Annotated in this window: 27 protein-coding genes; 11 read left to right on the top strand and 16 right to left on the bottom strand. The window is 70.2% G+C overall.

The features are described from left to right. Nucleotide 1: 1 nt before the first annotated feature. Nucleotides 2–1135, bottom strand: coding sequence for a penicillin-binding protein activator (locus tag WJM96_RS01775; RefSeq protein WP_424810702.1), 1134 nt, complete (start codon nucleotides 1133–1135; stop codon nucleotides 2–4). Here WJM96_RS01775 and rsmI point away from each other — a divergent pair. Beyond that, entirely contained in the window at nucleotides 1117–1998 is an 882-nt protein-coding gene (rsmI, locus tag WJM96_RS01770; RefSeq protein ID WP_424810701.1) for a 16S rRNA (cytidine(1402)-2'-O)-methyltransferase, read from the top strand. The two genes, WJM96_RS01775 and rsmI, sit on opposite strands and share 19 nt — an antisense overlap. A 1-nt stretch (nucleotide 1999) precedes the next feature. Here rsmI and WJM96_RS01765 read toward each other — a convergent pair whose 3' ends face one another. Next, nucleotides 2000–2704 carry a substrate-binding periplasmic protein gene (locus tag WJM96_RS01765; RefSeq protein ID WP_424810700.1) on the bottom strand — a complete coding sequence of 235 codons (705 nt, stop codon included), beginning with the start codon at nucleotides 2702–2704 and terminating at the stop codon, nucleotides 2000–2002. 79 nt (nucleotides 2705–2783) lie between these two features. Here WJM96_RS01765 and WJM96_RS01760 point away from each other — a divergent pair, with 79 nt between their 5' ends. After that, nucleotides 2784–5396 carry a response regulator gene (locus tag WJM96_RS01760; RefSeq protein WP_424810699.1) on the top strand — a complete coding sequence of 871 codons (2613 nt, stop codon included), beginning with the start codon at nucleotides 2784–2786 and terminating at the stop codon, nucleotides 5394–5396. Nucleotides 5397–5530: 134 nt separating this feature from the next. Here WJM96_RS01760 and WJM96_RS01755 read toward each other — a convergent pair whose 3' ends face one another. From WJM96_RS01755 to WJM96_RS01745, 3 genes are all read right to left on the bottom strand, one after another. Beyond that, the gene (locus WJM96_RS01755; protein ID WP_424810698.1) at nucleotides 5531–6304 is read right to left on the bottom strand and encodes a creatininase family protein; all 774 of its coding nucleotides are present in this window, start codon (nucleotides 6302–6304) and stop codon (nucleotides 5531–5533) included. A 120-nt stretch (nucleotides 6305–6424) separates the two neighbouring features. Next, nucleotides 6425–7456: an aspartate-semialdehyde dehydrogenase gene (locus WJM96_RS01750; RefSeq protein ID WP_424810697.1), complete on the bottom strand. Its 1032-nt coding sequence runs from the start codon at nucleotides 7454–7456 to the stop codon at nucleotides 6425–6427. Nucleotides 7457–7637: 181 nt separating this feature from the next. Further along, nucleotides 7638–8474 carry a peptidase gene (locus WJM96_RS01745; RefSeq protein WP_424810696.1) on the bottom strand — a complete coding sequence of 279 codons (837 nt, stop codon included), beginning with the start codon at nucleotides 8472–8474 and terminating at the stop codon, nucleotides 7638–7640. A 46-nt stretch (nucleotides 8475–8520) separates the two neighbouring features. On the opposite strand from WJM96_RS01745, the gene WJM96_RS01740 reads away from it, so the two are divergent. The 7 genes from WJM96_RS01740 to ureG are packed head-to-tail and all read left to right on the top strand — an operon-like array spanning nucleotide 8521 to nucleotide 13539. Next, nucleotides 8521–9312, top strand: coding sequence for an urease accessory protein UreD (locus WJM96_RS01740; RefSeq protein ID WP_424810695.1), 792 nt, complete (start codon nucleotides 8521–8523; stop codon nucleotides 9310–9312). A 24-nt stretch (nucleotides 9313–9336) separates the two neighbouring features. Beyond that, nucleotides 9337–9639 (top strand): urease subunit gamma, encoded by a 303-nt coding sequence (locus WJM96_RS01735; protein ID WP_424810694.1) that lies wholly within the window; start codon nucleotides 9337–9339, stop codon nucleotides 9637–9639. A 10-nt stretch (nucleotides 9640–9649) separates the two neighbouring features. Continuing rightward, nucleotides 9650–9955, top strand: a complete 306-nt coding sequence (locus WJM96_RS01730) for an urease subunit beta (protein ID WP_424810693.1) — start codon at nucleotides 9650–9652, stop codon at nucleotides 9953–9955. Then, complete coding sequence (gene ureC / locus WJM96_RS01725) at nucleotides 9955–11664, top strand: urease subunit alpha (protein WP_424810692.1); 1710 nt, start codon at nucleotides 9955–9957, stop codon at nucleotides 11662–11664. The genes WJM96_RS01730 and ureC overlap by 1 nt, the downstream gene beginning before the upstream one ends. Before the next feature lie 14 nt (nucleotides 11665–11678). Beyond that, nucleotides 11679–12242, top strand: a complete 564-nt coding sequence (locus WJM96_RS01720) for an urease accessory protein UreE (RefSeq protein WP_424810691.1) — start codon at nucleotides 11679–11681, stop codon at nucleotides 12240–12242. Beyond that, on the top strand, nucleotides 12239–12910 hold the full coding sequence (locus WJM96_RS01715; protein WP_424810690.1) for an urease accessory protein UreF: 672 nt from the start codon (nucleotides 12239–12241) through the stop codon (nucleotides 12908–12910). Before WJM96_RS01720 ends, WJM96_RS01715 begins: the two co-directional genes overlap by 4 nt. Next, nucleotides 12907–13539 (top strand): urease accessory protein UreG, encoded by a 633-nt coding sequence (gene ureG, locus WJM96_RS01710; RefSeq protein WP_424810689.1) that lies wholly within the window; start codon nucleotides 12907–12909, stop codon nucleotides 13537–13539. Before WJM96_RS01715 ends, ureG begins: the two co-directional genes overlap by 4 nt. On the opposite strand, the gene WJM96_RS01705 is transcribed toward ureG, so the two are convergent. From WJM96_RS01705 to WJM96_RS01665, 9 genes are all read right to left on the bottom strand, one after another. Next, nucleotides 13529–14857, bottom strand: a complete 1329-nt coding sequence (locus tag WJM96_RS01705; protein WP_424810688.1) for an MFS transporter — start codon at nucleotides 14855–14857, stop codon at nucleotides 13529–13531. The genes ureG and WJM96_RS01705 overlap by 11 nt on opposite strands. An 85-nt stretch (nucleotides 14858–14942) precedes the next feature. Next, on the bottom strand, nucleotides 14943–15551 hold the full coding sequence (locus WJM96_RS01700; protein ID WP_424810687.1) for a nitrile hydratase subunit alpha: 609 nt from the start codon (nucleotides 15549–15551) through the stop codon (nucleotides 14943–14945). Next, complete coding sequence (locus tag WJM96_RS01695; RefSeq protein ID WP_424810686.1) at nucleotides 15551–15862, bottom strand: SH3-like domain-containing protein; 312 nt, start codon at nucleotides 15860–15862, stop codon at nucleotides 15551–15553. The genes WJM96_RS01700 and WJM96_RS01695 overlap by 1 nt, the downstream gene beginning before the upstream one ends. Beyond that, complete coding sequence (locus tag WJM96_RS01690; protein WP_424810685.1) at nucleotides 15859–16164, bottom strand: nitrile hydratase; 306 nt, start codon at nucleotides 16162–16164, stop codon at nucleotides 15859–15861. The genes WJM96_RS01695 and WJM96_RS01690 overlap by 4 nt, the downstream gene beginning before the upstream one ends. Before the next feature lie 42 nt (nucleotides 16165–16206). Beyond that, the gene (locus WJM96_RS01685; protein ID WP_424810684.1) at nucleotides 16207–17937 is read right to left on the bottom strand and encodes a polysaccharide biosynthesis/export family protein; all 1731 of its coding nucleotides are present in this window, start codon (nucleotides 17935–17937) and stop codon (nucleotides 16207–16209) included. Continuing rightward, nucleotides 17927–19171 carry a capsule biosynthesis protein gene (locus WJM96_RS01680; protein WP_424810683.1) on the bottom strand — a complete coding sequence of 415 codons (1245 nt, stop codon included), beginning with the start codon at nucleotides 19169–19171 and terminating at the stop codon, nucleotides 17927–17929. The genes WJM96_RS01685 and WJM96_RS01680 overlap by 11 nt, the downstream gene beginning before the upstream one ends. Further along, complete coding sequence (locus WJM96_RS01675; RefSeq protein ID WP_424810682.1) at nucleotides 19128–19775, bottom strand: ABC transporter ATP-binding protein; 648 nt, start codon at nucleotides 19773–19775, stop codon at nucleotides 19128–19130. Before WJM96_RS01675 ends, WJM96_RS01680 begins: the two co-directional genes overlap by 44 nt. A 6-nt stretch (nucleotides 19776–19781) precedes the next feature. Then, nucleotides 19782–20588, bottom strand: coding sequence for an ABC transporter permease (locus WJM96_RS01670; RefSeq protein WP_424810681.1), 807 nt, complete (start codon nucleotides 20586–20588; stop codon nucleotides 19782–19784). An 11-nt stretch (nucleotides 20589–20599) separates the two neighbouring features. Then, nucleotides 20600–20917 (bottom strand): DVU3141 family protein, encoded by a 318-nt coding sequence (locus WJM96_RS01665; protein WP_424810680.1) that lies wholly within the window; start codon nucleotides 20915–20917, stop codon nucleotides 20600–20602. A 195-nt stretch (nucleotides 20918–21112) separates the two neighbouring features. Between WJM96_RS01665 and WJM96_RS01660 the strand changes: the two genes are divergently transcribed. Beyond that, nucleotides 21113–21898 (top strand): SDR family NAD(P)-dependent oxidoreductase, encoded by a 786-nt coding sequence (locus tag WJM96_RS01660; protein WP_424810679.1) that lies wholly within the window; start codon nucleotides 21113–21115, stop codon nucleotides 21896–21898. 38 nt (nucleotides 21899–21936) lie between these two features. Here WJM96_RS01660 and WJM96_RS01655 read toward each other — a convergent pair whose 3' ends face one another. Next, nucleotides 21937–23283, bottom strand: coding sequence for a tetratricopeptide repeat protein (locus WJM96_RS01655; protein WP_424810678.1), 1347 nt, complete (start codon nucleotides 23281–23283; stop codon nucleotides 21937–21939). 4 nt (nucleotides 23284–23287) lie between these two features. Beyond that, nucleotides 23288–24406, bottom strand: coding sequence for a CaiB/BaiF CoA transferase family protein (locus tag WJM96_RS01650; protein ID WP_424810677.1), 1119 nt, complete (start codon nucleotides 24404–24406; stop codon nucleotides 23288–23290). Between the two features lie 129 nt (nucleotides 24407–24535). Between WJM96_RS01650 and WJM96_RS01645 the strand changes: the two genes are divergently transcribed. Further along, nucleotides 24536–25036, top strand: a complete 501-nt coding sequence (locus WJM96_RS01645; protein WP_424810676.1) for a DUF5675 family protein — start codon at nucleotides 24536–24538, stop codon at nucleotides 25034–25036. Nucleotides 25037–25047 lie beyond the last annotated feature (11 nt).

Genomic DNA, 25047 nt, shown 5'->3' with positions numbered 1-25047 from the left:
TTTAGCTCCCGGCCGCTCCCGGCACCGGGGCGGGCTGGACGACCTGCGACTCGCCCGGCCGGACGGCGAAGACCGCCAGCCCGCGGGCCAGGCCGCCATTGGCCAGCAGGCGCACCGGCCCGTCCGCCCCCATGAAGGCCGAGCCCACCGGCGGGCCGCCATCCCGCGCCGAGCGCGCCGCGAGCGCCAGCGCGTCATAGGCGACGCCCGCGAGGCGCGAGGGTCGCTCCCCGAAGGCCGCGCTGTACTGGGATTCAAACCGGCTGCGCGCGTCCGGATCGGGCGCGGGGAACCAGGCGCCGGCCAGCGCGGGCTCGTTGCCGACGGTCCCGTCGTTGGACCAGAGCGCCGTGCCCAGCAGGCGCGGCGCGCCGCTGGGGAATGCGGCCGCCAGGGCCTGCGCGGCGGCGCGCGACCCCGCGGGGCCATGGCCGATCAGCACCGCCTCGGGCGAGGCCGCGGCGACCTGCTGCGCGGCGCCCGAGAAATCCGTCGCCCGCGCGGGCGTCATGACGATGGTGGGCGGCGGCCCGCCCATCTGCCCCACGGCGTCCCGCAGCGCGGCGGCGAGGCGCTGCCCGAAGGCGTCATCCGGCGCGATCATCGCGAAGCGGCTCACCCCGGCCTCGCGCGCCGCGGTGGCGATCCGGCGCACCTGCTGGCCCGGCGTCAGGCCCAGCACCCAGACCTGAGGCCCGGCCTGGGATTCGTCGGAGGTGAAGGCGAAGACCGGCACGTTGGCGCCGCGCGCGACATTCACCACCGCCGCCGTCTCGCTCAGCGTCAGCGGGCCGGCCAGCGACGTCACGCCGCTGCCGATCAGGCCCCGTGCGGCCTCGGCGGCGCCGGCCGGCGAGCCCCGCGTATCGCGGGGCACGACCTCGACCCGGCGGTCGCCCTGGTCGAAGAGCGCCATCTGCGCCGCGTTCAGCATGGCCTGGCCTAGCGGGGCATTGGGGCCGGTCAGGGGCAGGAGCAGCCCCACGCGGACCCGCGGCCCCGCCTGCTGCGCGCCCGTGTTCCAGGCAGTGACCCCTGGCCCCGGCCCGAACGGCCTTTGGGCTTGCGGCGCACAGCCGATGAGCGGCAGGAGAAGAGCGACAAGCGCGAATTTCCATGGAAAACGACGAAGCATCCCCTACCCCTTCATCCGCCGGCCTGATCCTCGTGGCCACTCCGATCGGCAACCTGGCGGATCTTTCCTTCCGCGCCCGTGACGCGCTGGCCGAAGCCAGCCTCGTGCTGTGCGAGGATACGAGAGTAACCTCCAGGCTGCTCGCGCGGCATAGCATTTCCGCGACAACCCTTGCTTTGCACGACCACAACGAGGAAAGCGAGGCCCCCCGCCTGATCGCCCGCCTCCTGGCGGGTGAGCGCATGGCCCTGGTCAGCGACGCGGGCACGCCCCTGGTCTCCGACCCCGGCTACCGGCTGGTGCGGGCGGCCATCGCGGCGGGGGTGCCCGTGACCGCGGTCCCCGGGCCCAATGCGGCGGTGATGGCGCTGACCCTTTCGGGCCTGCCGCCCCATCCCTTCCTCTTTCATGGCTTTCTGCCACCCAAGGCCGCCGCGCGGACCGCCGAGATCCGCAAGCTGGCCGCCATGGAGGGCGCCGGCCTCTCCGCGACCCTCATCTTTTATGAAGCGCCTCACCGGACTGCCGAGGCGCTGGCCGCGCTGGCGGAAATCCTGGGCACCGGCCGCCCCGCCGCGGTGGCGCGGGAGCTGACGAAGCGCTTCGAGGAGGTCAGGCGAGGCACGCTCGGACATCTGGCCGAACATTACGCCAGCCATGAGGCACGGGGCGAGGTCGTGATCTGCGTCGGCCCCGCGCCCCCGCCGGAAACCTCCGCCGAGTCGCTGGACGACGCGCTGCGCGCGGCCATGGCGCAGCTTTCCCTCCGGGATGCTGCCGCGGCAGTGGCGGAAGCGACGGGACTGCCGCGCAAGCGCGTCTACGCCCGGGCTCTCGAACTGGCGGCCGCCGGGCCGCGCTGAATCAGCGGATCAGGATAGGTGTCAGCCCATGCCGGGCGGCGGCGCGCGCCAGCGTGCCGTCGCTGCGGATCGCGCTGAGGAAGCTGTTCAGCTCCGAAAGCCAGGCCAGGTCGTTCTGCGGGAGGGCCCAGGCATAGAGGGTCTCGCCGAAGCGGTCCGGTGGCTCGATGATCCTGGCCCAGTCGTGCATCAGCAGCATCCGCCGGGTGTAGGGAAAGTCGCTCATGAAGACATCTGCGCGGCCGGCCTGGATCTCCGCCTCGCGGGTCCGGGGCGGGGCCACGATCAAAAGCTCCGCGCGCTTCAGGGTGCGGACCATCAGTGGCTCCATCACGGTCCCCGCCGCGACGGCGACCACCGTGCCGGGACTGTCGATATCCGCCCAGTTCCGGATCCGCTGGCTGTCCCGCGTGGTCACGGCATAGACCGGGCTGGCCAGGTAGGGGCGGGCGAAGGCGATGCGCTCGGCGCGGGCCGGGGTGATGCCCACGGCCATCATCGCGACGTCGCAGTCCCCGGCCTCCAGCCGGTCCATGAAACCCATGAAGTTGGTTTCGACGAAGGTGAGCCGGATGGAGAGCCGCGCGGCCAGGGCGCGCGCGAGATCGATGTCCAGGCCCTCGAGCTCGCTGTTGCGGGTGTTTCTATATGAAATGGCAAAATAGTCGGGCCAGATGCAGACCTTCATTTCGCCTCGCTGCCGCATCGCGTCGAGCCGCGGAGCGAGGTAATTTTGCGCCAATGCCTCGCAAATTGGGACAAACCCTGCGATAACAGCGAGAGCCATGCGCTTCAGAGCAGTCCGCGACAGCATCAGACGATCCTTCGGCCAGCGCCCGAAGGCGGAGCTCGGTGCCGCACCGCGGCCCAGCCGTCTTTACGCCCTCGTCGCCGGGCTCGTCATCCTCTGCCTGCTCTCCGTCTATGCCATCGTGATGTACCGCAGCCGCACGGACGCGCTCGCGGAGGCCCAGCGGCTGACCCATTCGGTCTCCGAGGCCCTGGCCGACCAGCTGACCCGGGCCATGCAGACGGTGGATATCGTGCTGACCGACACGGCCACCCGCACGCCGGCCGACGCCGCGGAGGTCTTCTCCGAAAGCCGCGCCAACATGCTGCGGGACCTGTCGCAGCTGCGCGCGCTGGTCATGACCGATGCGGCCGGCACCGTCATCCACGCCACCACCGAGGATCTGGTGGGCATCAACCTTGCCGATCGCGAATGGTTCCGGGTGCTGCGCTTCGGCGGCCAGGCGCTGCGGCTGGGCGCGCCGGAGCCCGCCCGCTTCCTCGCCGGGCCAGGCGCCAAGCCGATTTCCGAGACGGGGCTGTGGTCCATCCCGCTGGCGCGCGCCATACGGAACGACCGCGGCGAGTTCGGCGGCGCCGTGGTGGCGCTGCTGAACCCCGAATACCTGACCACCATCGCCCGCCGCTATGCCGAGGCCTTCGGCGTCTACATCCGCCTGCACTCCTTCAACGGCGCGCTCCTCGCGCGGTCCGACGGCGATCGTCTCGGGATCGGCTTCACGCATCCCGGGGCCTGGCCCTTCCGCAACTTCCTGCCGCGCCGAGAGGCCGGCAGCTTCAGCGGCGTGGACCAGGACGGGGTTGAGGTCTCGGGCAGCTTTGCCGTCACGCGCCAGGGGCTTTTCGTCGTCGAGGTCGTGCGCAGCCGCACGGACGCGATGGCCGCGACACAGGCGCTCGCCGTGCTGCTCGGCCTCGGCGTGGGCGGGGCGGGGATGTTCATCCTGCTCGCCCTCTGGCTGATGGTCCGCCAGGCGCACCGGCTGCGCGCGCAGGGCGCGCAGCTGGCGCTCAGCGAGGCCGCGGCCCGCGCCGGATCCCGCGCCAAGGAGGATTTCCTGGCCAGCATGAGCCACGAGATCCGCACACCGATGAACGGCGTGATCGGCATGACGGGCCTCATGCTCGACACGCGGCTCGACCCCCTGCAGCGCCGCTACGCCGAGACCATCCAGAACTCCGCCGAACACCTGCTGATGGTGCTGAACGACATCCTGGATTTCTCCAAGCTCGAAGCGGGCGCCGTCGAGCTCGAGCGCGTGCCCTTCGACCTGGAGAAGGAGATCGGCACCATCGTCGAGCTCTTCGCGCCCCGCGCGGCGAGCAAGGGCGTTGAGCTCGTGGTGGCCATGCCGCAGGAGCTGCCGCGCCTCGTCGTCGGCGATCCGAGCCGCTTCCGCCAGGTGCTGTTCAACCTCATCGGCAATGCCGTGAAGTTCACCGACAGCGGCTGGATCGAGCTCGACCTCTCGGCCGAAAGCCTCGGCCCCCGGCGCGGCTGGAAGCTGCGCTGCGACGTGCTGGATACCGGCATCGGCCTGGACCGCGCGCAGATCCCCCACCTTTTCGAACGCTTCACCCAGGCCGATGCGTCCATCCGCCGCAAGTACGGCGGCACCGGCCTCGGCCTCGCCATCTGCCTGCGCATCGCCGAGGAGATGGGCGGCAATCTCGAGGCCGCGCCGCGCGACCCGACGCGCCCGCGCGGCGGCGGCAGCCGCTTCACCTTCACCGCGCAGCTCGGCCAGGTCGCCGGGCCAGTGGATATTCCTGTCGCGCCCGCCCTGCTCTCGGGCCTCCGGGTGCTGGTGGTGGACGACCTCGCGGTCAATCGCGAGATCATCGGCCGGCAGCTCACGGGCATGGGCGCCGACCCGGTCCTCGCGCCGGACGGCCCGACGGCGCTCGCCACCCTGCAGAACAGCGCCAATGCGGGCAGGCCGATCCGCGCCGTCATTCTGGACGGCCAGCTCGGCGCCACGAATGGGCTGGAGGTGGCGGAGCAGATCCGCGCCCTCACCCAGCTTCCGCGCACCGCGATCCTGCTCTGCTCCTCCGGCGCCGCGCTGGGGCGCGAGCAGCCGGACCCGGCCCTGGTGGACGCGATGATGCTGAAGCCAGTGCTCCCGGCCCGGCTGCGCGAGGGCCTGCAGCTCGTCCTCGCACCGCCGATGCCGCCGACGCCGATCTCGCTGGAGACGCCGCCGCAGGAGGAAGGGCCGCGCCGGCGCATCCTCCTGGTCGAAGACAACGCCACCAACCAGCTCGTGATGAAGACCATCCTCGGCCGCGCCAATTGCCAGGTGGATGTGGCGGCCGACGGCTCCGTCGCCGTCGCCATGGCGCATGAGCAACCCTACGACGTCATCCTGATGGACCTGCAGATGCCCGTGATGGACGGGCTGGAGGCAACCCGGCAGATCCGCGGGACGCCCGGCCCGAACCGCCGCACCCGCATCATCGGCCTGACGGCCGCGGTGGGCCCGGTCTTCGAGGCGCAGTGCCGCGCGGCGGGGATGGACGACTATCTCGGCAAGCCGGTGCAACGGGCCGCGCTGCTGGAGCGCCTGGGCCTGGCCCTGGCCTGACCGGCCAGGGGGCGGAAGCCAGGCACCCGTCGCCTTACTATCTTACTACCTTACTATCTTACCGGTGCCTCGCAGCCCGGCGGGCGCGTCTCGCCCGTTGGCGGCGGGCATTATAGGAAAATTTACCCCTCGAATCAAACCTTCCAGACCCGCTCCGGCTTGGTCCAGAGCACAGGGTCCTTCATGGCCGCCGCGAGGTTCTTCGCCACCGCATCGATGATCGCGCGGCCCTTCGCGGCCGTCGCGGCGCGCGGATCGCCCTTCACCCCGGTTCTCGGCGCACGCTCGGCGAAGCTGTAGAAGCGCGAGAAGCCGGGGCGGACCTGGGTGCCGGCATTGCCGCCCGCGGCCTCCTCGATCTTGTCCTGGCGGACCTGTTCCGGCTCCAGCGCCAGCCAGACGGAGGTCTCGCCCTCGCAGGCATGCATGACGCCGGGCTGGGTGGTGAGTGTGGCGGCGATCTCGGCCGGGGCGACGCTGGGCCAGGTGGTGGTGACGATGGCCATGCCGAACTCATGCGCCAGTTCCCGCACCGAGACGGCCAGCGGGTCGATGTTGCCGCCATGCCCGTTCACGATGAGCAGCCGCGTGAAGCCCTGGGCCTGCAGGCTGCGGACGATGCAGCGCAGCAGCGCATGCATGGTCGCGTGGTCGATGGTGATGGTGCCGCCGAAGGGCAGGTGATGCTCGGAAAGCCCGGTCCAGAGCGGCGGCAGGACGATGGCGGGAATGTCGGTCGCGAGCTCGGCAGCCGCCACGCTCATGGCATGGGCGGCGTGGCTGTCGGTCCAGACCGGCAGGTGCGGGCCGTGCTGCTCCAGGCTGCCGATGGGCAGCACGGGCAGCGCGCCCCTTCCGGCCAGGGCCTTGAGTTCAGGGCCGGTCAGTCGTTCCCAGCGGACTTCCATGAAGCATGCTCCTTTGATGGGAGGAGCATGCCCTGTTCACATCCGGCCGCACAGCGGCGCGGGAAAGCCCAGCGGCGGTGCCGCCGCCGGGCGTCGGAGGGCAAAAATCCCGTTCCGGCCTCAGGCCGGAACAGCGATCTTCATCTTCTCGGCGATCTGCACCGCGTTCAGGGCCGCGCCCTTCAGCAGCTGGTCGCCGCAGAGGAAGAGGTCCAGGCCGCAATCGCCGAAGACGGGGTTCGAGCGGATGCGCCCGGCCTCGACATCGTCCTGGCCCGTGGCCGTGATCGGCATCGGGTATTGCTGCTTCGACGGGTCGTCGACCAGCTTCACGCCCGCCGCCTTGGCCAGCACCGCGCGGGCGGCTTCCGGCGTCACGGGGCGCTCGGTCTCGATCGTCACCGCCTCGCCATGGACGCGGTAGGTCGGGATGCGGACCGCCGTGCAGGAGACGAGGAGATCGGGCATGCCCATGATCTTCCGGCTCTCCCAGGCGACCTTCATCTCTTCCCGCGTGTAGCCGTTGGGCTGGAAGCTATCGATCTGCGGGATGACGTTGAACGCCAGCGGATGCGCGAAGACCTCGTTCTGGGCCGGCTGGCCCTCGACGAGGACACGGCGCGTCTCGCGCTCCAGCTCGGCCATGCCCTCGGCACCCGCACCGCTCGCGGCCTGGTAGGTCGAGGCGATGACGCGCTTGAGGCCGAAGGCCTGGCGCAGCGGCTCGAGCGCGACCACCAGGATGGCCGTCGTGCAGTTCGGGTTGGCGATGAGGCGGGCGTCGCCGATGGCATCCGCATTCACCTCGGGCACCACCAGCGGCACGTCGGTCTCGAGGCGGAAGGCGGAGGAGTTGTCGACCACCGCCACGCCCTCGGCCGCCAGCGCGCGCGCATGGGCCTTGGCAAAATCGCCAGAAACGGCCAGCAAAGCGAGGTCGAGATGGCGAGCGGCCTCGAGGCTGTACGCCTCGATGGTAATCTCGCCGAAGGGCGTTTTCGTTTTCGTGCCGGCACTGCGCGTCGAGGCGAAGAGCTTGAGCTCCGTCACCGGAAAGCGCCGCTTCGCGAGCACTTCCACAATTTCCTTACCGACCGCGCCCGTGGCGCCGATCACGCCGACCCGCATATGCAGGATCCCTTCGTGGTTCAAAACTCGGTGTTCCTACCGCTTTTCAAACCACCAATCCAATGCGGTGAACGCAAGGACGCCGGGCGTTTTTGGCGCCCGTCGCGTCAAGGCGGCATGCGGAACCTCCCGGAATCCGGCCGCAAGGCGGCGGATGCCGCCGCCCGGCGCCCGAGGGCGGGAGAAACTCCGGAAAGAACCCCGGCTAAACCGGCGCCAGCCGGGTCAGCCGGGACGGGTTCATCTCGGCCAGCAGCACGCCGCCATCCGGGTGCAGCGCCATGCCATGCGCCCCGTTCAGCACCGCCCGCGCCCGGCCGACCAGCGCGCCCTCGCGCGAGAAGACCGACAGCCGCGGCACCTGGTCCGTTACCCACCAGTTGCCCGCCGCGTCGGAGACCACGTCCATCGGCTTGAACACGTCCGTGATCTCGCGAAGGAAGGCGCCGTCGGCCGAGAAGATCTGGACCCGGCTGTTGTCGCGGTCGCAGACCGCCAGCTCTCCCGCCGCGTTCAGCCAGACGGCATGCGGCGTGCAGAACTGCCCGGGGCCGCGCCCCGGCTCGCCCCAGCCGCCATCGGGCGTGCCGTCCGGCCTGAAGCGATGGATGCGCGAGGCCGCGTAGCCGTCGCCCACATACATGGTGCCGTCGGGCGCGAAGCAGACGTCGCAGGGGCTGTTGAAGGGCTCGCCCGCGAAATGCCGCTTGCCCACGGCGCCGAGCTTCAGCCCGTCCGAGCGGAAGCGCGTGATCTCGTGCGCGTCGCGGTCCACGACATGGATGCTGCCGTCCGGCGCGGTCGCGAGCATGTGGCCATCGGACACGCCCTCGCCGAAGAGGCCGATCTGCATGCCCTGGGCATCCAGCACCACCACGGTCGGCGCCGGCAGGTCCTCGTAGGAATCGGCGCGGAGCAGCACGTAGATGTGGCCCTGGGCATCCACCCCCACGTCGCTGACGCGGCCGGGCCCGGCGGGAAGCTCGCCCCAGGGGCGCTGGATCAGATAGCGCTGAGCGCCGATGGTGACGTGAAGGGTCATGGCGGGAGCTTGTCATGTGGGGAGGTTCGCGGCCACCGTCCCGCGCATGATTCGCCATCAGCGCGCCCAGGGCGCCGCATCGCTGGAGGTCTCGGCCCAGGGCCTGGCGCGGCTGCACCAATCGGCGCCGCTGCGCGTGCTCTTCCCCACGCCCGAGCCGGGCGAGCCGCTGGAGGCCGTGCTGGTCAACGTCGCCGGCGGCCTGGCGGGCGGCGACGAGCTGCATGCGGAAATCCGCCTGCGCGACGGCGCGCGCGCCGTCACGACCACGCCGGCGGCCGAGAAGCTCTATCGCAGCCTGGGCGAGGAGGCGCGCATCGCCACCCGGATCGCCATCGCCGAAGGCGCGGTGCTGGAGCATCTGCCGCAGGAGGCGATCCTCTTCCAGGGCGCGCGGCTCCGCCGCTCCATGGAGGCCGAGCTCGCGCCCGGCGCCACGCTGCTGGCGGCAGAGTCGGTGGTGCTGGGGCGCCTCGCGCGCGGCGAGGTCTGGCGCAGCGGGGCGCTGCGCGATTCCTGGCGGCTGCGCCAAGGGGGGAGGCTCATCTGGGCCGATGCCATGGCATTGGATGCCGAGCGGCGCGACGCCCCCTTCGGCCTGGATGGCGCGGATTCCCTGGGCATGATCCTGCTGGCGGCGGAGGGCGCGGCGCGGCATCGGGAGCTGGCGCGCGACCTGACGCAGGGCACGGCCAGCCTGGTGCGGCCCGGCCTGCTGCTGCTGCGCTTCCTCGGCGGCGCGCAGGAAGTGCGCGGGGCCATTGCCACGGCGATCCGCGAGTTGCGCGGCGAGGCGCTCGGCCGCCCCAAGTCCTTGCCAAGACTGTGGACGTGCTGAGGCGCCTCGCGCCAATATGCTGCAATGCAACTCACCCCCCGCGAGAAAGACAAGCTGCTCATCGCCATGGCGGCCCAGGTGGCGCGAAGGCGGCTGGAGCGCGGCGTGAAGCTGAACCATCCGGAGGCGATCGCGCTGATCACCGATTTCGTGGTGGAAGGCGCGCGCGACGGGCGCTCGGTCGCGGACCTCATGGCGGCGGGCGGCGAGGTGATCTCCCGCGCCCAGGTGATGGAGGGCGTGGCGGAGATGATCCACGACATCCAGGTCGAGGCTACCTTCCCCGACGGCACGAAGCTCGTGACCGTCCACAACCCCATCCGATAGGCGGCGCGCGATGATCCCTGGCGAAGTGATCTGCGCCCCCGGCGAGATCGAGCTGAACGCGGGCCAGCCCGTGACCGAGATCTCGGTGGCCAATACCGGCGACCGGCCCATCCAGGTCGGCAGCCACTTCCACTTCTTCGAGACCAACGCGGCGCTGGAGTTCGAGCGCGGGGCCGCGCGCGGCAAGCGCCTGGACATCGCGGCCGGGACGGCGGTGCGCTTCGAGCCGGGGCAGACTCGCAGCGTGAGGCTGATCCCGCTGCTGGGGCTGCGCGTGGTCCATGGGTTCCGCGGCCTCATCGAAGGCCAAGTCTGATGGCCCGCATCTCCCGCTCCGCCTATGCCGGCATGTATGGCCCCACGGTGGGCGACAAGGTGCGGCTGGCGGATACCGAGCTCTTCATCGAGGTGGAGCGCGACCTCACCATCTACGGCGAGGAGGTGAAGTTCGGCGGCGGCAAGGTCATCCGCGACGGCATGGGCCAATCCCAGGTCACGCGGGAGGGCGGCGCGGCCGATACCGTCATCACCAATGCGCTGATCCTCGACCACTGGGGCGTGGTGAAGGCCGATGTCGCGCTGCGCGACGGGCTGATCGCGGCCATCGGCAAGGCGGGCAACCCGGACACGCAGCCGGGCGTGGACATCATCATCGGCCCGGGCACCGAGATCATCGCGGGCGAGGGCAAGATCCTCACCGCCGGCGGCATCGACCCGCATATCCACTTCATCTGCCCGCAGCAGATCGAGGAGGCGCTGGCGGCCGGCGTCACCACCATGTTCGGCGGCGGCACGGGGCCGGCGCACGGGACGCTCGCCACCACCTCCACGCCCGGCGCCTTCCACCTCGCGCGCATGATCCAGGCGGCGGAAGCCTTTCCGATGAATCTCGGCTTCCTCGGCAAGGGCAATGCCGCGAAGCCCGAGGCGCTGGAGGAGATGATCCGCGCCGGCGCGGCCGGACTGAAGCTGCACGAGGATTGGGGCACCACGCCCAAGGCCATCGACACCTGCCTCGACGTCGCGGACCGCTTCGACGTGCAGGTCGCGATCCACACGGACACGCTGAACGAGGCGGGCTTCGTCGAGGAGACCATCCGCGCCGTCGCCGGCCGCTGCATCCAGGCCTTCCATACCGAGGGCGCGGGCGGCGGCCACGCGCCGGACATCCTGCGCCTGGTGGGCGAGGCGAACGTGCTGCCGTCGTCGACCAACCCGACGATGCCCTACACGGTGAACACGGTGGACGAGCACCTCGACATGCTCATGGTCTGCCATCACCTGGATCCGCGCATCGCCGAGGACGTGGCCTTCGCGGAATCCCGCATCCGGCGCGAGACCATCGCGGCCGAGGACATCCTGCAGGATATCGGCGCCATCAGCATGATGTCGTCCGACAGCCAGGCGATGGGCCGCGTGGGCGAGGTCATCATCCGCACCTGGCAGACCGCGCATAAGATGAAGGTCCAGCGCGGCCGCCTGCCGGGCGAGACGGGCGAGAACGACAATCTCCGCGCGCGCCGGTACATCGCGAAGTACACGATCAACCCGGCGATCAGCCAGGGCATCGCGACGCATGTGGGCAGCGTCGAGGTCGGCAAGATGGCGGACCTCGTATTGTGGAACCCGGCCTTCTTCGGCGTGAAGCCGGAGATGGTGATCAAGGGCGGCACCATCGCCATGGCGCCGATGGGCGACCCCAACGCCTCCATCCCCACGCCGCAGCCGGTGCATTACCGCCCGATGTTCGGCGCCTTCGGCCGCGCGCGCATGTTCAGCGCCGTGACCTTCACCTCCGTCGCCGCCATCCAAGCGGGGCTCGACCGCACGCTCGGCCTCACGCGGCCCTTGCTGCCGGTGGCGAACACGCGCGGCGGCATCACCAAGAAGAGCATGGTGCTGAACGACGCGACGCCCGTGATGGAGATCGACCCCGAGACCTACGAAGTGCGCGCCGATGGCGAGCTTCTGGTCTGCGAACCCGCCGCCGTGCTGCCCATGGCACAGCGTTACTTCCTGTTCTGAAAGGAGGTTCGGTCATGCACGATATCCTCCCCCGCGCGACGGTCGTGGTCCCCGCCGGCAGCTTCACCGCCGATGCCGAGGTGATGCTCGACTTCGACGATCGCTTTCGCCGCCGCAAGCGCTACGAGACGGCAGCCGGCATTCCCTTCGTGCTCGACCTCGCCGAGGCGCAGGTGCTGCGCGACGGCGACGGGCTGATGCTGGATGACGGCCGCGTGGTGCTGGTCCGCGCCGCCGAGGAGCCGCTGATCGAGGTGCGCGCGACGAGCCAGCTGCATCTCGTCCGCCTCGCCTGGCATCTCGGCAACCGGCACCTGCCCGCCGAGCTGCAGGGCGACCGCATCCTGATCCGCGAGGATCACGTGATCGAGGCGATGCTCCGTGGGCTCGGCGCGCTGCTGACGCGCGTGCGCGCGCCCTTCAACCCGGAGGGCGGCGCCTATGGCGAGCACAACCGCAGCGCCCACCAGCATTTCCGCGAGAGCGGACACGGGCATCATCACCACGGTCATGATCATGACCACGACCATCATCACCACCATGATGACGGGCACCATCACCACCCGCCGCCCAGGTGACCGACGCCGATCTTTTCCGCCTGATCGCCTGGACCTCGCCCGCCTATCCGGTCGGCGGCTTCAGCTACAGCCACGGCATCGAGATGGCCGTGGAGGAAGGGCGGCTGCCTGACCGGGTCGCGCTCGTCTCCTATATCGAGGCGGTGCTGCGGCGAGGCGCGGGCCATGTGGACGCCGTGCTGCTCGCCGCCGCGCATCGCGCGCCCGACGACGCGGCGCTGGACGAGGTGGCCGAGCTCGCCGCCGCCTGGCGCGGCACGGCCGAGACCGCGCTGGAGGCGACGCAGCAGGGCGGCAGCTTCGCCAGCGTCACCGCCACCGCCTGGCCGCATGAGCGCTACGCGGCCTTCGCGAAGCGCCATCGCGGACGGCTCGCGCATGCGGTCGCCTTCGGGGCGGCGGCGGGAATGGCGGGGATGCCGCTGCGGCCCTCGCTCCTCGCCTATCTCCAGGGCTTCGCGGCCAATCTGGTGAGCGCGGGAATCCGCCTCGTGCCGCTCGGCCAGACGGATGGCCAGCTCGCCACCGCCGCCCTTTTGCCGGTCGTCGCGGAATGCGCGACACTCGCCGAAACCGCATCGGTCGAGGAGATCGGCACGGCCACGCCGCTGCTCGACATGCTCTCCATGCGGCACGAAACGCAATACACGAGGCTGTTCCGTTCATGAGTCACGGACCTTTCCGCATCGGCGTCGGCGGCCCTGTCGGTTCCGGCAAGACGGCGCTGCTGGAGCGCCTCTGCCGCCTGCTGCGCCAGACGCACAATGTCGCGGCCATCACCAACGACATCTACACCAAGGAGGATGCCGAGTTCCTCACCCGCGCCGGCGCGCTGGAGCCCGAGCGCATCATGGGTGTCGAGACCGGCGGCTGCCCGCATACCGCGATCCGCGAGGACGCCTCCATCAACCTCGCCGCCGTGGACGAGATGGTGGAGAAGTTTCCCTCGCTGGAGCTGCTCTTCATCGAGAGCGGCGGCGACAACCTCGCCGCCACCTTCAGCCCCGAGCTCGCGGACCTGACGATCTACGTCATCGACGTCTCGGCGGGCGACAAGATCCCGCGCAAGGGCGGGCCGGGCATCACGCGCTCGGACCTGCTCGCGATCAACAAGATCGACCTCGCCCCCTTGGTGGGCGCCGACCTTTCGGTGATGGACCGCGACGCCCGGCGCATGCGCGGCGCGCGCCCCTTCATCTTCTCCAACCTGAAGGTGGACAAGGGCGTGGCGGAGATCGCGGATTTCATCCTGGAGCAGGGCGGGCTGCCCACGCGGGCGGCGCGCGCTACCGCCTAGACAGGCTCGCCAGCGCCGAGAGCACGGCCAGCACGGCGCCGCACAGGAAGGCGAGCCAGGGCCCCGCCAGGGTGAAGCACGCGGCGGCCGTCGTCGCGCCGATGGCCTGGCCCAGCACCCGCGCCGTCGATTGCAGCCCGCCGGCGCCGCCGGCCCGCGCGCGCGGCGCGTTCACGACGATGGCGCGGTTGTTGGGCGCCTGGAAGAAGCCGAAGCCGATGCCCGCCAGCAGCAGCGCGGGGCAGATCAGCTCGGGCCGGCCCGCCGGCAGCACCGAGAGCAGCACCATCGCCACGGCCAGCAGCCCGCCGCCGATGGCGCAGGGAATGGCCGAGGGCAGACGGTCCGACAGCCGCCCCGCGATAGGCGCCAGCAGGCCGATGGCGATGGGATAGGGCGTGATGATCATCCCCACCACCATCGGCGAGAAGCCCGCCGCGGAGAGGTGAAAGGGCATGTTGATCGCGATCAGGATATGGACCGCGAACATGCAGATGGAGGCCATCACCGCGAAGCGGATGGTGGGCACGCGCAGCAGGTCCAGCGGCAGGAGCGGCGTGGAGCGCGACATCTCGCGCTTCAGCAGGAGCCCCGCACAGAAGATGCCTGCCGCCATCAGCGCGATGCCCGTCGCCGGCCGGTGCAGCAGCAGATCGATGCCGAGGAAGGCCAGTCCGAAGGCCGCGACGTTCAGCGCGGCCGAGAGGATATCGAAGGGCCGGCGCTGCGGCGGCACGTCCGGCAGGTGCCGCACGCCGAAGACCAGGGCCGCGAGGCCGATGGGCACATGCACCGCGAAGACGAAGGGCCAGGGCGCCACCGCCAGCACCGCCGCGCCGATGGACGGCCCCGCCGCCGAGCAGATGGCGACCGTCATCGCATTGTTGCCGATGGCCTGGCCGAGCTGCGAGGTCGGGTAGGTGTTGCGGATCAGGCCGGAGAGCAAGCTCATGACCGCCGCCGCGCCGAAGCCCTGCATCACGCGCGCCGCGAGCAGCCAGCCGAAATCCGGCGCGAGGGCGGAGGCCAGCGCGCCCAGGCTGAACAGCGCGAGGCCGAAGCTCCAGACCCGCTTGAATCCCAGGATCTCGCCCAGCGAGGAAAAGGGGATGAGCATCCCCACCACGGTGATCTGGAAGGCGTTCACCACCCAGACCGCCTCGGCCGGCGTCAGGTCCAGGGCGCGCGCCGCGGAGGGCAGCGCGATGTTCACCATGCTGGCGTCGAGCACCGCGATGGCGATGCCGGCCGCCAGGCAGATGGCGGCATAGGTCCGGCGCGGTTGCGGCAGGCCATCGGGCTCTGCCGCCATGCTCATCGTGGATGTTCCGTCCCGCATCGATCCGGGTTCGCACAGGACGGGACGGGCTGGAAGCGACGGGGCATCGCGGCTGCCCCGCGCCTCACGCCGCGTGCGAGACCTTGCGCCCGGCCTCGGGCAGAGAGACGCCCACCAGCGCGTCGCGCGTCACGAGCTGGGTGAGCTCGTCCTCGCTCCAGCCCTCGGTGCCGGCGGGGCGCAGCGGCAGGACCATCCAGCGGAAATCCGCCGTGCTGTCCACGACGCGCACCTGCACGCCCGAGGGCAGGACCGTGCCGAACTCGGCCAGCACCGCACGCGGCTCGCGTACCGCGCGGCTGCGATAGGCGGCCGACTTATACCAATGCGGCGGGTAGCCGATGATCGCGCGCGGGTAGCAGCTGCACAGCGTGCAGACGACGAGGTGATGGACGGCCTCGGTATCCTCCAGCACGCCCAGGGGCGGCTGGCCGCGCATGGGAATGCCCATGGCCTCGGCGGCCGCCGTGCCGTCGCGCAGCAGCAGCGCGCGCCATTCCGGGTCGATCCAGGCGCGGGCCACCATGCGCGCGCCCGTCGCCGGGTTGGCGCGGTCGGCGGCGGCCTGCTTCTGGACGATCTCATCCTCCGTCACGACGCCGCGGCGCTTCAGCGCGGCCTCGAGCTTGGCGAGAAGTTCCAGGCTTTCCGCGCGCGGGGGTTGGGTCGCCATTACGCTTCCTCCAGCCAATGCTCGAAGAGTTCGATCAACAGGGTGTCGCCGGCCTGCCCCTCGCCCCAGACGGGCTGCTGGTCGAAGAGCACGTGATAGAGCACGCGCGGGGCGGCGGGACGGTTGAAGGCGATGTCCTCGGGATTGGGAAAGGTGCCGAGGACGCTCTCCACCTTGCCGACCCGGCCACGCACATAATGCGGCGTGCGCAGGTGCAGCCGTGCCAGGCGCTCGGGCTTCGCATCCTTCACGCGCACGGCCTGGCCGGGCGCGAAGCGGGCGGTCGCGATCTCTCCGACGCCGGTGCTCACTGGATCTCGTCCCAGCTGACGACGCCCTTGGCGATCATCACGGCCGTCACCGAGCGCAGCCATTTCTCGTAGTAGGTGAGGTCGAAATACTCGGCCTCGGGCAGGCTCTCGATGCCCAGGCGCTGCTCGTCGGTGGTGAGCAGGCCCTTTTCGCGCAGGACGGCGCGGAGGGCGTCCACGCGCTTGCCGAAATCGTCCGGCGGCGCGTTCTCCTCCGTCTCGACGGGCGTGCAGCGGAAACGCGGGTTGCCGCCGAGGTCGTGCTGCGCCGGAAACGGCGCGAGGTTGGGCGTTTCTTCCATGACGGGGAGGTTAGGCCCTCCCCGCACGGACAGGCAACACGGCTAGTTCGTGAAGACGCGCGCCGCCAAAGCCGCCTGGAACATGACCTGCATCACGTCCGTCGCGAGCTGGAAGTAGCGCGAATCCAGCCGGGGCAGCGCGATGACCTCGTCGCCCGGGCGCGGCGGCACGTTGGGATCGAGCGAAACCTCGCCCGAGGCCCGGCGGATCATGATGTTTCGCGAATTGCCGCGGGCCGAGAACCCGCCCGCCTCGCGGACCAACTCATCCACCGTCATGCCGGCGCGCCACACGACGGCACGGGGCATGTTCACCTCGCCGGTCACGAGGATGGTATCGCGCCGCTCCGGGATCACGACGACGTCCGCATCCTCCAGGCGCACGCTGGTGCAGCGGCCGTTGTTGAAGGCGACGACGCGGCCCTCGGGCTGGATGCGGCGGGCACGCTGCAGGTACTGCGTGACCATCGCCGCCTCGGCCGTGCGGATGTTCGCGACACCCTGCGTCGCCGAGGTGGAGAGGAAGAGCGCGCGCTCCAGCCGGTCCGCCGCCTCGTCGATCGAGCGCTGCTGCTGGGCCGCCACGCTCTGGCGCAGGATATAGACGCTGCCCGTATCGGCCAGGACGGGGTCGACCTCGATGTAGTCCAGCACCTGGCAAAGGGTCGCGTCGCGGTCGGTGACCAGCACGGAGGGGCCGATGCGGCTCCCTTCCACCGTCACGCGCACGGTCTGGGCCGGCCGGTCGGTGATGAAGGTCACGATGTCCTGGTCGCCCAGCGGCACCGCCGGCAGCTCGGCCAGCGTGACGTAGCGCGAATAGGGGCGGCCGTTGCGCGTGCCCTGGATGACGGCGTTGGTCGCGCTCGGCAGGGGACGGGCGTAGTCGATCAGCTCCCGGCCGTTCATGCCGCGGCCCGAGACCTCGAAGAGGAAGTTGTTGCGCACCGCGCCGTCGGCGCCCGCCAGGGCGCGCTGGCGGCCCACGACGATGGTATCGCCCTCCTGCAGCCGCAGGACCGGAAGCTGGCCGTCGAGCAGGAAGCGGTACAGGTCCACATTCGTGATGGCCCGGCCGCCGCGCAGCACCGAGATCTCCCGGTAGCTGCCGCGCGAGGGGTCGACGCCGCCGGCGCGCAGCAGGAAATCCAGCACGCTGTCGGCGGCGCTGCCCGCGAAGCGGCCCGGCGTGCGCACGAAGCCCGTGACGAAGACGCCGATGCGCTGTGCCGAGGCCACGACGGCATAGACCTGGACCTGCTGGTTGTAGACGCGCGCCACCTCGGTCTGGACGCGGCTCTGCAGATCGCCGGAACGCACGCCGGTCAGGGAAATGGGGCCGACATTCGGCAGGAAGAAATTGCCCTGCGGGTCGACGAGGCCCGTGACCTCGGCATCCAGCGCGCCCCAGACGCGGACCGAGAGCCGGTCCCCGGGCATGATGACGTAGTTGGGGTTGGGCGCGTCGGAGCTCGCCGTCGCCTCCCGCGCAAAAAGCGTCGCGCCGAAGACGGCATTGAGACGGCCGGTCGCCCGCGTGCCCTCGCCGAGGGGACGCGTCGCAGTGGCACCGCCCTCGGCCTCGGTCGCCGAGCCGACGCGGTTGGTGCCCGGATCGCCCGGCGTCGGCGCCACGGCGGCCGGCGGGGCGGAGGCTCCGATGCCGCCGAGGATGGAGTTCGTCAGGACTCCGGCATTGCCCTGCGCATGGGCCTGCCCGGTCATGACAAGAAGGCCCAGGACCAGGCCCCGGAAAATCGGCTTAGCGCGCATGTTCCCTCATTCCCGTCAGGATCAGCCAGGCAAGGCCATACAGAACACAAAGAGAGGCGAAGACATAGAGGGTCATCCAAATCGGCTGCGGGAAGAGCGACCGCTCGGGCATGTTCGGCTCGACGATGCGCGAGAGGAATATCTGCTGGCGCTGCGCCTCGCCGATCGAGCGGTCCAGGTTGACGCGCGCCGCGGCCAGCTGCTGGGTGGCGATATCGACCTCGCTGGACAGGCGTGTGTAGTTCGCCAGCTGCTCGGTCACGCCGGTGCCGCTGGCCGCGATGCGCCGACGTTCCTCGGCCGCCTGGGCATCGAGGGCGGCGATGCGGTTCCGCAGGTTCTGGACCTGCGGGTTGTTCGGGCGAGAGAAGGCCAGGATCGTCTGAAGGTCCGAGCGGGCGCGGGCCGCATCGGCCTCCAGCTGGCCGATGGTGCCGATGTTCAGGTTGGTCGACTGGGTGGGGTCGACCACCGCGGCTTCCTGGCGGAAATTCGTGAGGGCGAGCTGGGCAGCGAGCAGCCGCTCCTCGGCGCGCCCCACCTCGGCCCGGGCTGAGCGGGTCGATTCCTCCAGCACGCGGACGTTCAGCTCGTTCACCTTCTCCTCGCTCAGCGTCAGCAGGAGGCGGTTGAGCTCCCGGCTGTCGCTAGGCCGGAAGGTCCAGACGCGCAGGGTGGTGATGCCGGTCGAAACGTCGATCGTGGGCTTCACCTGCCAGCGATAGTAGGAGCGCAGGCGCTCGGAGGTCGGCTCGGGCGACTGCAGGCGGAACAGCGGGTCCGCGAACTGGGGCCGGAAGATCTCGATCAGGTCCACCTTCTCGCGCAGGCGCTGGACCACGTCGTGCGAGCCCAGGAAGTCCGCGATGCTGGCGATGTTTTCGGGAGAGGTGACGAAGCCCGAAGCGGCCGCGATATCTCCCAGGCCGCCGGCCGCGGCCCGGGGGGTCTGGGTGCGGACGGTGTAGTGTGCCTCGCTGACATATTGGGGCGCAGCAAAGGCGAAGAGATAGATCGCGGCCGCGATGGTCGGCAGGAACACGAAGGTGACGAAGGGGTGGTCGCGGAACCACGAGGCCAGGTTGGTTCGCTTCTTCTGCGCCACGCCGGACAGCAGCATGCGCTCGCGCCCGCGCTCGGCCGGCACGGAGCGGGCGGAAGGTCCACGGGCCGGGATCGCCCGGCTCTCGCTAGAGATGTTGGTATTCGGCGAAAGCCTGGTCCAGATCTTCATGAAAGGTGAGCCTGCCTTCGTTGAGAATAGCGGCGTGCGAGCAGAGGCTACGCACGGTTTCCACCTGGTGGGAGACGAGAATCAGCGCGCTGCGGCCCCGCCGGGAGAGCAGGGACTGCCGGCATTTCTCGTTGAAACGGGCGTCGCCGACCGCGATCACCTCATCCACCAGATAGCAGTCGAAATCGATGGCCAGCGACAGCGCGAAGATAAGCCGCGCCCGCATGCCCGAGGAATAGGTCTTCACCGGGGCGCGGAACTGGTCGCCGAGCTCGGAGAAATCCTTCACGAAGCTCTCCACCCAGTCGAGCTTCCGGTCGTAGAGCCGCGCGATGAAGCGCGCATTGTCGGCGCCCGTCAGCGCATCATGCACCGCGCCGGAGAAGCCGATGGGCCAGGAAATGCTCATGTTCCGTCGCACGCGCCCGGCCGTCGGCTGCTCGACGCCGGACATGATGCGCATGAGCGTGCTCTTGCCCGCGCCATTGCGGCCGAGGATGCCTACGGCATCTCCGGGCCAGAAGGTGGCGTCGACGCCCTTGAGGACATCCCGCCTGATTCCACCTTTGACGAAGCTCTTGCAGACCCCGGACAGCTCCAGCATCGCTCCTCACATCTCGAAATGCGGACGCCCTGCCCTGATGGCGCACAACCCCAGGAAATTGAGCCCCACGATCCAGATCGCGACGTAAGTCAGGTCATAGTGATAGGGGATTCCCGGTCCGAACTGTCCCTCCCGCGTGAACTCCATGATGTGCACAAGCGGAACCCACCAGAGGATGTCCTGAAAAGGCTGCGGCAACCACCACATCATATAGAACATGCCGGAGAATGGTAGCATCAGATATGTGAACGGATGGACAAGGCGGTCGATCAGGTCCGCGCCCATGGCGGTCAGCGACAGCAGGCACAGGCCGAACCCATGGGAGAGCCCGAACATCAGCAGCACCCCGGCCACCATGTGCAGGGGATCGTAGGGCCAGTCTCCGTAGATCACGCCGATGATGACGCAGAAGGCGCTCATGCAGACCATGACCGCGCCCATGTCGAGGACATTGCGCGCCATCATCACGGCCTCGATCGTCACGCGCGAATGGTAGAAGAGCTGCACGTTCGCCTGGATGCCGTTGGCCGAGCGGTTCACGACCGTCCGGAACAGGTAGAAGACGATGTAGCCGATGATGAAGAAGGCGAATTTGTTGATGCCGCCCGGCATGTCGTGGCCCATGCCGCGGATGAACACGCGCATGAGCGCCACGCCCAGGCCGAGCATGGCGGGCTCCACGAAGAGCCAGACATAGCCGAGGTTGTCCCGCCCGAAGCGCGTGTGGATCTCGCGAATGATCAGGGCCTCGATCACGCGGCAGCGCGACCTGATGGCCTTGAACCAGCTCACTTCCTGCGGAACATACATCATTCCGCGCGGGCCTATCTGAGCGAGCCGCGCAGCAGCGGGCGCGAGGAGACGAAGCTGCCGTCCGGCTGGCGGCAGGCTACCGCCGTGCGCTCGTTGCCGCCGTAGCCCAAGGCGATTTCACGGCATTCGCGGCCACTCGCCGAGTTGTAGGCGCGGATGACCCGCGCGCGCTCGCCATTGACGCTGCCGGTCGTGCCGGGGGGCGAGGCCGCCGCGAAATCGGCCAGCGGATCGGGCCCGCGCGGGACGGAAACCACCACCGACGGATCCGCATAGGGCGCGGCGGGGCTCGTGGACAGGCTGGGCAACGAGATGTCGGGCATACTCATGCCGCATCCGGCCAGCGACGCACCGAGGACCAGGATCGCGGCGATCCGAGGGAAGCAAGGCAATGGCAGGCCCTTCTCGCTGTCAGGGCCCCTCGGCCCGAGGGCGCCCGGCATCCTTCTAACGTGCCTCGCCCGGTTCAACAAATCATTGTGCAGGCGCATGAAATGCCCGCCATCCCCCGCTATGCTCCGGCCATGCGTCCCACCCCGCCACCCGCCCGCGCCATCCTGATCACCGGGGCTTCCCGGGGCCTGGGCGCCGCCCTGGCCAGGCGCTTCGCGGCGCCCGGCACGGCGCTGCGCCTCGTGGCCCGCAGCGAGGCCGGGCTCGCCGCCATCGCCGCGGATTGCGAGGGGCAGGGCGCCGAGGCCGAAACCGCGGCCCTGGACGTCCGGGATGCTGCCGCCCTCGCGGAGACCCTCCTGCGATGGGACGCGGCCCGTCCCTTCGACCTCGTCATCGCCAATGCCGGTGTCACGGCCGGCACCCCGCCGGGCGGCGGGCTCGAATCCTGGGCCGATGCGGACCGGGTCCTGAGGGTGAACCTGCTGGGCGCGGTCAATGCGGCAGCCCCCCTCCTGCCCCGGATGATGGAGCGCCGGGCGGGGCGGCTGGTCTTCATCGCCTCGGTCGCCGCCTTCCGGGGGTTGGCCGACAGTCCGGCCTATTGCGCCTCCAAGGCGGGGATCTGGGCCTATGGCGAGAGCCTGCGCGCCCGGCTACGCGGGACGGGCGTGGACGTCACCACCGTCGCGCCGGGCTTCTTCCGCAGCGACATGAGCGCGAAGTTCAGCGGCATCCATCCCTTCGAGCTGGGTCTGGAGGAGATGGCGGAACGCATCGCCCGCGCCGTGGAGGCCGGGCATGGCCGGGCGATCATCCCGCGCCGGATGGGCTATCCGCTGCGGCTGCTGGAGCTGCTGCCGGCGCGGTGGGCGGACGCCGCGACGCGCAAGTTCCGCTTCACGATCAGCGGTTAGCGCCCGATCCGCTTCGGCGGAATCGCCGAAGCGGCGAATCAGTCGCGATAGGCCCGCGCCGCCTCGGCGAAGCCCAGCCGCCGCTCGGGGGGCGTCGGCCAGCGGCCGGCGACGCGCTCCAGGATCAGGCGCACATCCGCCTCCATTCCCGCCTTCACGGCGCAATCGAGGAAGAGCTGCTCCAGCACGTCCTGCTGGGCATGGCTTCCGCCGAGCTCGTAGAGCCCGCCGATCGAGGGTCGCATCGCCTCGACCGCGCCGGGGAAGTCGCCGCGCGCGCGCAGGATGAGCGCCGCGCAGCAGGGAATGGCCGCATCGCGGACGATGCGGGCATTCTCGCCCGTATTGGCGCGGGAATAGTCGCGCATCGCCTCCATCATGCGCTCGGCCGCCTCGAAGCGGCCGGTCGCCGTCAGGGCCATCATCCAATGCGGCAGGGTGAAGGCCGAGAGGCAATCGCCTATGCGCGCCTCAGCCTTCTCGGCCAGCTCCTCCCAGCGGTCGCCCACGGGCACGCCGTGCCGCTCCAGCCGGAACAGCATGGAGGCCGCGTTCTGGCAGTCGATGTAGAGGTCCGGCTGCATCTGCGTCACCGGGCTCTCGAGGTCGCGGAAGCCGGTGTCGTAGAGGCGCAGCACCTCGTCGAACTCGCCGCGCTCCATGTGGAACATGGCCTGGTGCCAGGAGAGGTGGTGCAGCAGGTTGTTGCCGCCGGCGAAGTTGCTGGCGAGCCCCTTGATCCAGCCGATGCCCTCCGAGCGGCGGCCCTGCATCTCCAGCACATGCGCCACCGCATGCGCGGCCCAGAGATCGGCCGGGTCGCGGCGGATGGCCTCGCGCCCCGCGGCCTCGGCGATGAGCAGGCTGCCGCATTCCTCATGCGCGAAGGACCGGCAGGCGAGGATGGAGCCATAGCCCGGCACCCCCCCGTCCCAATGCGGCATCACATGCTCGACCGCCGCCATCATCTCCGGCGACTTGCCCATCCAGAAGGAGGCGAAGTGATGCAGGCGGAAGGCCAGGATGTCGCGCGGATGCTCCGCCAGCAGCTCCTGCCAGATGGCGATGGCGCGGTCCTGCCCGCCCTCCGCCCAGGCATCGAGGGCCGCGACGTGCATCTTCTCGCGCGGGTTGCCGCCCAGCGCCCGCGCCTGGTCCAGCGCGCCCTTGGCCGCCGGGATATGCGCGGCCTTGTAGGCGAGCAACGCGAAGGCGCCTTTCATGGCGTGCAGCATGGGCGCCTCGCCATCCAGCTTCAGCGCGGCCTTGAGCCGAAGGGGCGTGTCGGCGCGATACTTGAGGAAGCCCTCGATCGTGTGATCGAAAGCCTGGGCGGCCTCGGCCGAGGCGAAGCTGGCGCGATTGCCCTGCGCATCGTGCACCATCGGATCAGATCCCCATTTCCGCCAGAACCGCGTCCGTATCCTGCCCCAGCGCCGGAGCAGGCTCGACCCAGGGCCCGATGCCAGGAATGACCGGCAGCGGCATGGGCCCGAGCCCCGGCTGCTGCAGAACCGGCGCGGCGCCGACCGCCTTCACATGTGCGTCGTCCAGCCATTCGAGCGGCGTGTTCACACGGTCGCAGAGCAGGCGCGCGGCCTGCATCTTCGCGAGCCATTCGGCGGAAGGCCGCGTCTGGAAAACCTCGCGCAGGATGGCGACCAGCGCGGGCTTGTTGGTGAAGCGAGCGGGGAAATCCTTGAAGCGCGGGTCGGCGGGCAGATCGGGCCGGCCGATCACCTCGCAGAGCGTCACCCACTCGGCCTCGCGCACCAGGGCGAACATGACGCCCACGCCGTCCTGCGCGGCATAGGTGCCGGCGGGGACGTTCACCTCGTCCGGCATGCGGCCGATCAGACCGGCCTCGGCCACCGGCAACACCAGCATCGAGGCCGCGGCCTGCATGAGCGAGACGTCCAGATGCCGCCGCTGCGGCGCGGCGCCCGAGGCCCGGTCCTGCGCCTGGGAGGCCAGCGCCGCCTGGCAGGCCGCGAAGGCCGAAAGGCCGGTGAAGACGTCGATGAGCTGCGTGCCCACGCGATGCGGCGTGCCGTCCATCCCCGGGTTCACGGCGCAGAGGCCCGAGAAGGCCTGGGCCACGCTGTCCGTGCAGGGGCGCTCCGAATAGGGGCCCTGCTGGCCGAAGCCGGAGATGGAGACGCAGACCGCATCCGGCTTCGCGGTCTCGGGGCCGAGGCCGATGCGGGCCGCGACGCCGGGGCGGAAGGCCTCGATCAGCACGTCGGCCCTGGCGGCGAGCTTCGCGGCCTTGGCGCGGTCCTCCTCCAGCGTCAGGTCGAGCACGATGGCGCGCTTGCCGCGATTGTAGACGGTGTGCATGGCGCTGTGGCTGCCCGAGCGCGTGGAAAGCCCGCGCGACCAGTCGCCCTTCGGCGGCTCGAGCTTCACCACCGTCGCGCCGTTCTGGGCGAGCAGCATGCCGCAATAGGGGCCCGCGATGCCCTGGGCGGCATCGAGCACGAAGAGACCCTCATAGGGCTTGGGCATGGTCGTCCTCCTTGTTGCGCCCATCATCGCGGAAAAGCCCTGCGGGGGAAGGGAGGGGTGTCGCATTCCTTTGCATGGACTCATGCCGAAAGCCGCGCCATCCTTCGCGGCCCCGGGAGGTTCGCGAAGATGGAATTGGTGCTCATCCGCCAGGTCGTCGTCGGCGAGGCCACCATCGGCACGCTCCAGGTCGACGGGAAATTCCAGTGCCACACGCTGGAGGACCTGGAGCGCGCGGAGAAGATCGCGGGCAGCACGGCCATCCCGCCCGGCAGCTACCGCATGACGATCGAGGAGAGCCCGCGCCTTTCCGCCCGCTACGAGCGCGCGGGACGCAGCCGCAAGATCCCGCGCCTGCACGATGTGAAGGGCTTCACCGGCATCCTGATCCATATCGGGAACAAGCCGGAGGACACGGATGGCTGCATTCTCGTGGGCAGCTGGAAGCCGAGCCAGGGCGCCTTCATCGCGAATTCCGGCCGCGCGTACGATGCCCTGCACGCGAAGCTCTCGGACGCCGCATCCCTGCGCATCACGGTGCGGAACGAGATGGCGCCGCCGCCCGCCAAGCTGCGGCAGCCGAGCTGGATGCTCATGGACAGCTTCATCACCACCATCGGTCCCGTCTGACGGATTTGCGC

The sequence above is a fragment of the Roseococcus sp. YIM B11640 genome (assembly GCF_049727625.1).
Taxonomy (GTDB): domain Bacteria; phylum Pseudomonadota; class Alphaproteobacteria; order Acetobacterales; family Acetobacteraceae; genus Roseococcus.
This window is presented reverse-complemented; position numbering and strand designations above follow the sequence as displayed.